The sequence below is a fragment of the Deferrisoma palaeochoriense genome, assembly GCF_054656955.1.
On record NZ_BAAHXI010000042.1, the window covers coordinates 24,988 to 35,596 of the forward strand.

Here is a 10,609-nt window from a genome sequence, read left to right on the forward strand (position 1 = left end):
GGAGGCGAGGAGCATGAAGTACGGGGAACTGATCCAGTTCGAGCCCATCGAGTCCGTCGTCCAGCTACGGGATGCCGACGAGGCGGCAAGCGCGAGATCCCTGGTCCGCACCTATGTCATCTCCGACGAGATGGCCGAGAAGCTGACCGGGCTTGTGATCCCCCAGCTCCAGTTCGACCAGCCTGCCGATAACAAGGGGCTGCTGATCGTCGGCAACTACGGCACCGGTAAATCGCACCTGATGTCGGTAATCTCCGCGATCTGCGAGAACGCGGAACTCGTTTCCGCCGTGGGAAACGAGCAGGTGGCCCAAGCAGCGGGCGCCATCGCCGGCAGGTTCAAGGTGGTCCGCACCGAGATCGGGGCCACCACCATGTCGCTACGGAAGATTCTCGTCGGTGAGTTGGAGGAGCGCCTGGCTGCCATGGGCGTGACCTACACCTTCCCGGATGCCAGCCAGATCCCCAACAACAAGCGGGCGTTCGAGGAGATGATGGCCGCGTTCCACCAGGTCTATCCGGACCACGGCCTGCTTCTCGTCGTGGACGAGTTGCTGGACTATCTGCGCACCCGCAAGGACCAGGAGCTCATTCTCGACCTCAACTTCCTCCGTGAGGTGGGCGAGGTCTGTAAAGACCTGCGCTTCCGCTTCATGGCGGGCGTGCAGGAGGCTATCTTCGACAGCCCCCGGTTCGCCTTCGTGGCCGACAGCATCCGGCGCGTCAAGGACCGGTTCGAGCAGCTTTTGATCGCGAGGAGCGACGTCAAATTCGTGGTGGCGGAGCGGCTGCTGAAGAAGACCCCCGAGCAGCAAGCGAGGATTCGCGAATACCTGACGCCGTTCGCCAAATTCTATGACCGGATGAACGAGCGGTTGGAAGAATTCGTCCGCCTTTTCCCCGTTCACCCGGATTACATCGACACGTTCGAACGCGTGACCGCGATCGAAAAGCGCGAAATCCTGAAAACCCTGTCGCTCGGGATGAAGAAGCTGCTCGACCAAGAGGTGCCGGAGGACCGGCCCGGTCTCATCGCCTACGACAGCTACTGGGAGACCCTGCGGGAGAACCCCGCCTTCCGCGCCGTGCCGGACATCAAGGCGGTGATCGACTGTAGCCAGGTGCTGGAATCCCGGGTGAAACAGGCCTTCACCCGGCCGGCGTACCAGCCCATGGCGCTCCGCATTATCCACGCGCTCTCGGTTCACCGGCTCACCACGGGCGACATCTATGCGCCCGTCGGGGCCACCGCCAGGGAGTTGCGGGACTCCCTCTGCCTCTACCAGCCGGGCATCGAGGAGTTGGGGGGAGATCCCTCGGATGACTTGTTGTCCCAGGTGGAGACGGTGCTCCGAGAGATTCATAAGACCGTGAGCGGTCAGTTTGTGTCCTTCAACAGGGACAACCAGCAGTATTATTTGGATCTCAAAAAGACGGACGATTTTGATGCCATTATTGAAAGGCGTGCCGAGAGCCTCGATAGGACGGTCCTAGATAGGTATTATTATGAAGCGCTCAAGCAGGTAATGGAGTGCTCGGACTATACGTATGTAACGGGGTACCGGATTTGGGAACACGAGCTGGAGTGGCTCGATCGAAAGGCCTCGAGATTGGGCTACCTGTTTTTTGGCGCGCCCAACGAGCGATCGACAGCGGTTCCTCCGAGGGATTTTTACATCTACTTCATCCAGCCCTTTGATCCGCCGCCGTTTCGCGACGAAAAAAGAGACGACGAGGTCTTTTTCCACCTGAAGAAGATGGATGAAGAATTTGAAGCGGCGCTTCGCTCCTACACCGCGGCGCTCGATCTGGCGAGCACCGCAAGCGGCCACGCCAAGGCCACGTACACCGCCAAGGCAGAAACCTTTCTCCGCGAGTTGGTGCGCTGGCTCCAGGAACACATGTTCGACGCCTTCGAGGTCACGCACGGCGGAAGAACGAAATCGCTGACCGAATGGGTCAAAGGAAAATCACTCCGGTCCCTGGCGGGCTTGCACGCCGACGAGCGCATCAACTTCCGCGACCTCGTGAACGCCGTGAGCAGCCTGGTCCTCGGGCCGCACTTCGAGGATCAGGCACGGGGGTATCCGAGTTTCGACGTGCTGATCACGAGCCGAAACCGGGAGCAGGCCGCGCGGGACGCGCTTCGGGCCATCGCGGGCCAGCACGGCACCAAACAGGCCAGAGCCGTGCTCGACGCGTTAGAGCTCCTCGACGGAGAACGCCTGGATCCGTCCCGCTCGAAATACGCCCAATATGTGCTCGAGGTGCTACGGCAGAAGGGACACGGCCAGGTCGTCAACCGTTCGGAGCTGATCCACGAGGTCTACGGGGTCGAGTACTTCGCACCGGAGAAGGGCTTCCGCCTGGAGCCGGAATGGGCGGTCGTGGTCCTGGCCGCGCTCGTCTACTCGGGCGACCTGGTGCTCTCGATTCCCGGCAAAAAGTTTGATGCCACGGGATTGCCCGAACTCGCCGCGACCCCGATGGACGAACTCGTCCGATTCAAGCACATCGAGCGGCCCAAAGACTGGAACATCGCGGGCATCAAGGCCCTGTTTGAGCTACTTAGCCTCCCTCCGGGCCAGGCGCAGTTGGTGACCCAGGGGAAGGACGAGCCCGTCCAGGCACTCCAGAAGGCCGTTGCCAAGACCGTGGAGGAACTCGTTCTGGCCCAACAGTTCGTGCAGCAGGGGGTTGTGCTTTGGGGCCGCAATCTGCTCGACGAGCAAACGATGGCCGGGCTCCGGGATCGTCTCGATCGGGCCAAAACCTTTCTGGAAAGCCTGCAGGCCTACTCCACGCCGGGCAAGCTGAAGAACTTCCGGTGCGAGGCACAGGAGGTGAAGGAGCACGCAGAGGGTATTGAAGCCCTCTCCCACGTGGCGGCGCTCAAAACGCTTGTCTCGGAGCTGGGCCCCATCGCCTCCTATCTGTCCGAGGCCATGATGGCGATGGCCGAGAACGACGGCTGGGTAGAGCAGGCCAAGCAGACGAAGGACACCGTTCTCGAGAGTTTGGCCGAGCTGGTCGCAACCCCGGCCGAGCTGAAACGGCAAACCTCGCGGTTCCGCCAGCAACTGCTGCGGCTGAAACAGGCCTACATTGACTCCTATCAGATCCTACACCGGCGTGCCCGGCTGGGGCCGGCCGAGGAGTCGAGGAAAGACGCCCTGCTCCGCGATGATCGATTCCGGATTCTCCGAGACATTGCCGCTATCGAGCTCATGCCCAGCCAGCAGCTCACCGATTTTGAGAACCGGTTGTCGCGGCTGAAGCTGTGCGCGCGACTCACGCCCAAAGACCTCGAAACCTCGGCCACCTGTCCGCACTGCTTCTTCCGGCCCGGTGCCGAATCCCCCTCCGCGCCGGCGGCCGCCCTGCTGCAGGCTTTGGAAAACGAACTCGATGCTCTCGTGGAGGAGTGGACCCAAACACTGCTTGCCAACCTGGAAGATCCGACGACCCGGGGCAACCTCGACCTGCTGAAACCCGAAGCGAGATCGCTGGTGGATGAGTTCCTCCGGACTCGCGAGTTGCCCGAACCCCTCACGCGCGAGTTCGTGCGAGCCGTGCAAGAGGTGCTCTCCGGGCTCGTCAAGGTTTCCGTCACCACCGAGGACCTGCGCGCAGCCCTTCTGAAAGGCGGCTCACCCGCGACGCCGGTGGAATTGAAGAAGCGCTTCGAGGAATACCTCGATGAACTCACCAAGGGGCATGAGCCTGGCAAGGTGCGAATCGTACTGGCATGACCGTGCGCCGGGAAACCACGCAAACTGTCCTTGCGTAACACGACGTACCGTGCGGGGAGGGGACCATGACAAGAGGATATGCGGGGCCATCTCAGGAGGGGTTCGGGGGCCGGATGCTTCTCGACGAGAGCCAGCGGCAGTTTTGTTCGCTTGACGGGGGCTCGATCCGGCTTCTTGCGCCGGCGGGCTCCGGCAAGACCCATTCGCTGCTTCACCGTTGCCGGGCTCTCGCCGAGCGGGCCGACAAGGTGAGGCCCCGGTTCTTGGTGTTCACCTTCACCCGCGCGGCGCGAGACGAGCTTCGCGACCGCCTAAAGACGGATCCCGTATTTTCCGGCGTGGCCCCCCTCGTGACGGTGACCACGCTGAACGCCTGGGGCTTTCGGGAGATCAAGAACCGGGCCACCCACCCCAAGCTCATCACGAGCAGCAAGGACCGCTATTTCTGCATTCAGAACGTCCTCCAGCCGGTCTGGCAGGAGTACCCCAGGCTCAAGCGACTCCTCGAGGATCCGCGGAGGAAGGCGAGGGCCGGACAAGACATCTTGGATCTTGTCGATTTCTTCAAATCCATGGGGTTCCGTCATGACCGCATGGACGGGTTTGACCAGTTTACCGGGCACCTTCGCTACCTTTTGGGCTGCGGCATGGAGAGCCAGTTGGAGCGGGTTTTCGAGCGGTTCATCCAGATGGAGTTGGTGGAAAACGAGAAGACGGCCGTAGAAGAGGTCTACGAGCACTTTATCCCATTTTGGAAGAAGGCATGTGACCTGCTGTACCGGTCTGCTCTGTTCTCGCTCGAGGATCAAAAATATTGGGCCCGCATCTACATCGAAAACGATGTGGCCGAGGGACGGGTTTCGTTGGGCGGCGGGCGGTACCACCACATCCTTGTCGACGAGTTCCAAGACATCAACCCGTTGGATTTGTATTTGCTGAAGGCGATCAAGGCGCTGAACAAGGCGGAACTGACCATCGTGGGCGACGATGATCAGGCCATCTACGAGTGGAGGGGGGCAACGCCGGATTTTATCCTCGAACCAGAACGGCATATTGGGGGGACATACCAGACGTGTATTCTGGCAACAAACTACCGATCACCACGAAACATCGTCGAGTTGTCGCAACGGCTCATACGCCACAACAAACGGCGGGTCGAAAAAGAGGTGCGGCCCGCGAAAACCGAGGACGCGGTCATCGAGATGCGGCGGTTCCCGAACATCCGGGATGCCATCGAGGATACCGTGGCCCTGGTGAAAACGCTCCTGGCCAGCCCCGAGGGCGGAAGCGTGGCCCTGATCGGGCGAAAGCGGAGCCAGATCATCCCGTACCAGATCGTCTTTGCCGGAGAGAACATCCCCTTCTACGCGGCAGAGGATCTGCACGTTTTCTTGAGTAACGCCTTCCACGAACTCAAGGACATTCTCGCCATACGGGGACGCGCGGCGCACGGAGGGATCTTCGGACTCGATCCGGTGCAGGACGTCCTGAAACTTTGCGACAAGATCAAGCGATATCCCCTTTCGAATAAAGACCGGGAAGCCTTGCGGCGCTACCTGTACCGGGAACGGCCGCAGACGCTCACGGACGCCACCTCGGCCCTGTTCCGTTACAGCGGCCCACTGAAGGGATCGAACGAAGGGGGCCGCATGAGCACCATGTTTGCGAACGCGATCGCCGCGCTCCTATCGGCCACGACTGTTGCGGAAGCGATCAACGCGGTGAGCGAGCATTTCGAGGGACTCCAGAAAGATTACGGGAAGTCGTTGGATGACATCTTCTACACCGATCCACCGTTCCTCTACCTCTCCGAACTCGCCGAACAGTACGGCGCCGACTACGCGGCTTTCTATCAAGACATCGACAAGGCCATCGCGACCCTGGCGAGGGTGCCGCCGGAAGACGACTCCGACGAAGAGGAGGATTCCCAGTGGAAGCTCCCGCTGCACCTTATGACCGCCCTGCGCGCGAAGGGCAAGGAGTTCGACACCGTTATCGTGCTTGACGCAAACGACGGGATCTGGCCGTCAACGCTGGCAAGAACGGAAAACGATCTGGAGCAGGAAAGAAGGCTCTTTTATGTGGCCATGACACGAGCGCGGAAACGGCTGTACTTCATGGTGAATGAGAGCATGTTGGGAGACCCCGTGGTTCCAACGCCGTACCTACGGGAAATGGGGCTTGTGGAAGAAAGCGCGTTCTGAGGAGCGGACACGAGCCGCTAGCGCCTGTGGATCGGCACTAATACCGCAAACATCGCCTCGGAAAAGGGATCGCAAATGAAAAAAAGGTTACAAAACCCAGAGTTGTTCCGCGTGGAAACCGTTCCGGCAAAACCGGGGTCGGGGAAGCTGTTCGAGGAGCGGTTCACGTCAACCTCGGGGCCCGTGGAATGCCTTGGGATGACCTTTAAAAGCGACGAGGCGCGGCGGGAGCATTTCCTTCGCCTCCTGCGCGAAGGGCTGGTGGAACTCCATGCCAAGCTGGGCGGTGTGCCCTTCACCACGGTGGAAGACGCCGTGGACCGGATGAAATCCATCGAGAAATGGCCGATGGGGGATGACGCGCGACTCCGCGAGCTCGCGGAGCGCATGCGCCATGCCGAGTCGAGCAAGGACCTGCTCCAGCGCTGGAAGGACGAGGTGGGCTTCCCGCACGGTGAGATCGAAGACATCCTGAACCTCTCCGATCCACCGTATTACACGGCATGCCCGAACCCCTTCATCGCGGATTTCATCAAGCACTACGGCAAGCCCTACGACCCGAACATACCCTACAGCAAGGAGCCGTTCGCGGTCGATGTGAGCATGGGGAAGACGGACCCGATCTACAAAGCTCACTCCTACCACACCAAGGTGCCGCATCTGGCCATCGTGCCCTACATCCTCCATTACACCGAGCCGGGCGACGTGGTTTTGGACGGGTTCTGCGGTTCCGGCATGACCGGAGTGGCAGCACAATGGTGCGGCTCCGCACCTGAGGGCTACGAGCGCGATCCCAAAGCTTCAGAAGGCCGGGATGAACCCAAGTGGGGCCCGCGCCGTGTGGTGCTGGGCGATCTCGCGCCTGCCGCCACTTTCATTGCCGCCAACTACAACCTGCCCTTCGATGTGGATGAATTTGAACGCGCGGCGCGCCAGATCCTCGACGAGGTCGAGCAAGAGATCGGCTGGATGTACGAAACTCTGCATACCGTCGGCAAGACCAAGGGCCGCGTCGAATACACCGTCTGGAGCGAGGTGTTTACCTGTCCGGACTGCGCGGGCGAGGTGGTGTTTCTGGAACAGGCTCTAGACCCAGTGACAAAGAAGGTAATGGAGGTCTTCTCTTGCCCGCATTGCGGGGCGGAGTTGGACAAAAGGAAACTGGATCGTGTTTTTGAATCCCGTATTGATCCAGGTTCAGGGAAACCCTGGAAGCGGGTCAAGTACGTACCTGTACTCATTAGCTATCGGGTAGGCAAGCAGCGATTTGAGAAACATCTTGACGAACGTGACCGCGACGTTCTTGAACGGATTGAGAAATTGCCCTTTCCGGCAGATGTCCCTGTAAATCGCTTTCCAATTCACCGGATGTATCACGGTTCCCGAGTCGAACCAAAAGGATTCACCCACATCCATCACTTCTTCCTCCCCCGCGCCGCCCACGCTCTTGCGGCGCTGTGGCGCAGAGCCCAAGCTTGGCCGGACAAGCGCATGCGGCACATGTTGTTGTTTTTCGTGGAGCAGGCTATTTGGGGGATGTCCGTTTTGAATCGTTATCTGCCGACGGCGTTCTCTCAAACAAATCGCCAGTTGACTGGGGTGTATTACATTGCATCTCAAATTGCGGAAGTCTCTCCGTTTTACAATCTCGAAGGAAAGCTCAGTCGTTTGACAAAGGCTTTTCACGGGCATAGAACACGACCCGGACGCTCCGTCATCACTACGGCCACCGCCGCTTGGCTCGACCTGCCCGACAACACAATCGACTACATCTTTACCGACCCGCCTTTCGGCGAGAACATCTACTACGCCGACCTGAACTTCCTGGTGGAATCCTGGCACCGGGTGCTTACCAACGCCACCCCGGAAGCCATCGTGGACAAAGCCAAGAAGAAAGGGCTACAGGAGTACCAGCATCTCATCCAGCGGTGCTTCGAGGAGTACTCCCGGGTTCTCAAGCCGGGCCGCTGGATGACTGTGGTCTTTCATAACTCCCGAAACGCCGTCTGGAACGCCATCCAGGAAGCGATGCTGGCCGCAGGGTTCGTGGTGGCGGATGTGCGCACTCTGGACAAACAGCAGGGATCTTACCGCCAGGTGACCAGCACGGCGGTCAAACAAGACTTAGTGATCTCTGCCTACAAACCCAACAGCGGGCTTGAGGAACGGTTCAAGCTGACCGCCGGCACCGAGGAAGGTGTCTGGGACTTCGTCCGCACACACCTGAAGCAACTGCCGGTGTTCGTCTCCAAGGACGGCAAGGCAGAGGTCATCGCCGAGCGGCAGAACTACCTGCTCTTCGACCGCATGGTGGCCTTCCACGTCCAGCGTGGCGTGACGGTGCCGCTCTCCGCGGCGGAGTTCTACGCCGGGCTCGCCCAGCGCTTTCCGGAGCGCGACGGGATGTACTTCCTGCCCGAACAGGTGGCGGAGTACGACAAGAACCGCATGAAGGTGAAGGAGCTTCTGCAGCTTGAACTTTTCGTCACCGACGAGGCCTCTGCCATCCAGTGGCTCAAGCAGCAGCTCACCAAGAAGCCGCAGACCTTCCAGGAGCTCCATCCCCAGTTCCTCAAGGAAATTGCCGGCTGGCAAAAGCACGAAAGGCCTTTGGAACTTTCAGAACTGCTCGAGCAGAACTTCCTGCGCTACGACGGCAAGGGGCCAATTCCTTCTCAGATTGTTTCGTGGATGAAGCGCAGCGCAGACCTGCGGGAGATCATCCAGAAAGAAGTGGAGTCCGGCCGTTCGAAGGAGGAGAACGGGCAACTCACCACGCAGTCCTCATTGCTCATCGCTCGCGCGAAAGATCGCTGGTACGTGCCCGACCCCAACAAGGCTGGCGACCTGGAGAAATTGCGCGAGCGGGCGTTGTTGCGCGAATTTGAAGAGTACCGCGAGTCCAAGCAGCGGCGCCTGAAGGTGTTCCGCCTCGAAGCCGTCCGCGCCGGCTTCAAGAAGGCATGGCAGGAGCGGGACTACGACACCATCATCGCCGTGGCCCGCAAGATCCCCGAGAACGTCCTCCAGGAAGACCCCAAGCTCCTCATGTGGTACGACCAGGCGCTTACGAGGATGGGAGGAGAATTATGACAATCACCAGAATAAAGTTCGAGAATTTCACAGCTTTCAAAAAGCTGGACATTGAGCCAAGTCCGGGGGTCAACGTGCTTGTCGGTGCGAATGGAACCGGCAAAACGCACCTGATGAAGGTGGCCTACGCCGCCTGTTCTATCAGCAAAACGCAGGATCACTTCGCCGAGAAGTTGATCCGTGTTTATCTCCCATCAGGGCGCGCTCTGGGACGCTTGGTCAAGCGCGGCCAAGGTAGCAAGCGTGGGTCGGCGGAAATCCACCGTGATCCTCTTAAACTACGCGTTTCCTTCTCGAATCATGCAACCGTCCCTGATTCAGCGACTGTTAACGGTGCAAAAGAATGGACATCGCAGCCAATTGAGAGCGTCTATATCCCGGTCAAGGAAATGCTTTCGAGTGCCCCTGGGTTTCGTTCCCTGTATTCTCAACGGGAAGTCCATTTCGAGGAAATCTACGCGGACATTCTGGATAGGGCTTACCGTCCGGCACTGCGCGGACCCATGGATCGGGAGAGGAAAAAGCTTCTCACGAATCTACAGAAGCTCATCGAAGGCAAGGTCACGATCAAAGACGAAGAGTTCTTCCTTAGAAACAGCCAAGGAAATCTTGAATTTACGCTGCTTGCCGAGGGGATGCGCAAGTTGGGCTTATTGTGGCTCCTGATTCAGAACGGAACCCTGCTGAATGGATCCGTTCTATTTTGGGACGAACCAGAAACCAACCTCAATCCGAAGCTGTTTGGACCGCTCATCGAGATCCTTCTCGAGCTCCAGAGGATGGGCGTTCAGGTCTTTCTGGCCACCCATGATTATGTGATCCTGAAAGAGATCGACCTTCGCAAGCGGCCTGCTGACAAGGTCCTTTTCCATTCCCTGTATAGAGACGAAGATACAGGCGAAATCCAATGTCATTCTACAAGAGAGTACCTGCAAATACACCCTAACGCAATCGCTGAAACCTTTGCTGATCTGTACAACCGGGAAGTCAAGCGGAGTCTGGGAGAGATTGCAAAATGACGGTTCTCAGGGAAGGCACTCTCGATCTCACGCTACCACATGGCGTCCAGGGTAGAAAATTTGACGACCGCGACCATGGCCTTTCGCATTGCATGAAGGCCGTGGATTTCGTTGTGGAAGAGCCTGACCGGGTACTTTTCATCGAGTTCAAGGATCCTGATCATCCGCGTGCTGATCCGGACGCCAGTAAAGCGTTTCTTCAGGAGCTGCAAACTGGCGGTAAGGACGATGATCTCGTGCGTAAATATCGGGACTCCTTTATTTATCGATGGGCCGAGGGGGCGGATACAAAGCCAATAGTCTATTTTGTGCTCGTTGCCGGAAGCTGCCTGGACGAGGCCATGCTATTGGTTAGAACAGAGGAACTGAAACGCAAACTGCCGGTAGAAGGGCCAGCATCTGGGGCATGGCAACGGCAGATCGTTGCCGGGTGCGGTGTGTTTAATCTCGAGACTTGGAACAAGCATCTGCCGCAATACCCTGTCACAAGGGCGGCTTCATGAAAGATGGCGATTGGTACTTCAGCCCCGAGCACGGGGGAG

5 protein-coding genes are annotated in these 10,609 nt (G+C 59.0%); all 5 read left to right on the forward strand.

Features of this window, described 5'->3' with window-relative positions; translation table 11 throughout:
• Positions 1–13 precede the first annotated feature (13 nt).
• The 5 genes from ACYQ8L_RS12240 (at position 14) to ACYQ8L_RS12260 (ending at position 10,570) form a co-directional block, all read left to right on the forward strand.
• Entirely contained in the window at positions 14–3,751 is a 3,738-nt protein-coding gene (locus ACYQ8L_RS12240; protein ID WP_459942086.1) for a DUF6079 family protein, read from the forward strand.
• Between the two features lie 113 nt (positions 3,752–3,864).
• The gene (locus tag ACYQ8L_RS12245) at positions 3,865–5,955 is read left to right on the forward strand and encodes a 3'-5' exonuclease (protein ID WP_459942087.1); all 2,091 of its coding nucleotides are present in this window, start codon (positions 3,865–3,867) and stop codon (positions 5,953–5,955) included.
• 198 nt (positions 5,956–6,153) lie between these two features.
• A complete protein-coding gene (locus ACYQ8L_RS12250) occupies positions 6,154–9,048 on the forward strand; it encodes a DNA methyltransferase (RefSeq protein WP_459942091.1) in 2,895 nt (964 codons plus the stop codon).
• Positions 9,045–10,067, forward strand: coding sequence for an AAA family ATPase (locus ACYQ8L_RS12255; protein ID WP_459942088.1), 1,023 nt, complete (start codon positions 9,045–9,047; stop codon positions 10,065–10,067). Before ACYQ8L_RS12250 ends, ACYQ8L_RS12255 begins: the two co-directional genes overlap by 4 nt.
• Positions 10,064–10,570: a hypothetical protein gene (locus ACYQ8L_RS12260; RefSeq protein WP_459942089.1), complete on the forward strand. Its 507-nt coding sequence runs from the start codon at positions 10,064–10,066 to the stop codon at positions 10,568–10,570. The genes ACYQ8L_RS12255 and ACYQ8L_RS12260 overlap by 4 nt, the downstream gene beginning before the upstream one ends.
• Positions 10,571–10,609 lie beyond the last annotated feature (39 nt).

Excerpts from the sequence above, each read along its gene's own strand:
- ACYQ8L_RS12240 (WP_459942086.1), top strand. The coding sequence starts at position 14 with ATGAAGTACGGGGAACTGATCCAGTTCGAGCCCATCGAGTCCGTCGTC.
- ACYQ8L_RS12245 (WP_459942087.1), top strand. The coding sequence starts at position 3,865 with ATGCTTCTCGACGAGAGCCAGCGGCAGTTTTGTTCGCTTGACGGGGGC.
- ACYQ8L_RS12250 (WP_459942091.1), top strand. The coding sequence starts at position 6,154 with ATGACCTTTAAAAGCGACGAGGCGCGGCGGGAGCATTTCCTTCGCCTC.
- ACYQ8L_RS12255 (WP_459942088.1), top strand. The coding sequence starts at position 9,045 with ATGACAATCACCAGAATAAAGTTCGAGAATTTCACAGCTTTCAAAAAG.
- ACYQ8L_RS12260 (WP_459942089.1), top strand. The coding sequence starts at position 10,064 with ATGACGGTTCTCAGGGAAGGCACTCTCGATCTCACGCTACCACATGGC.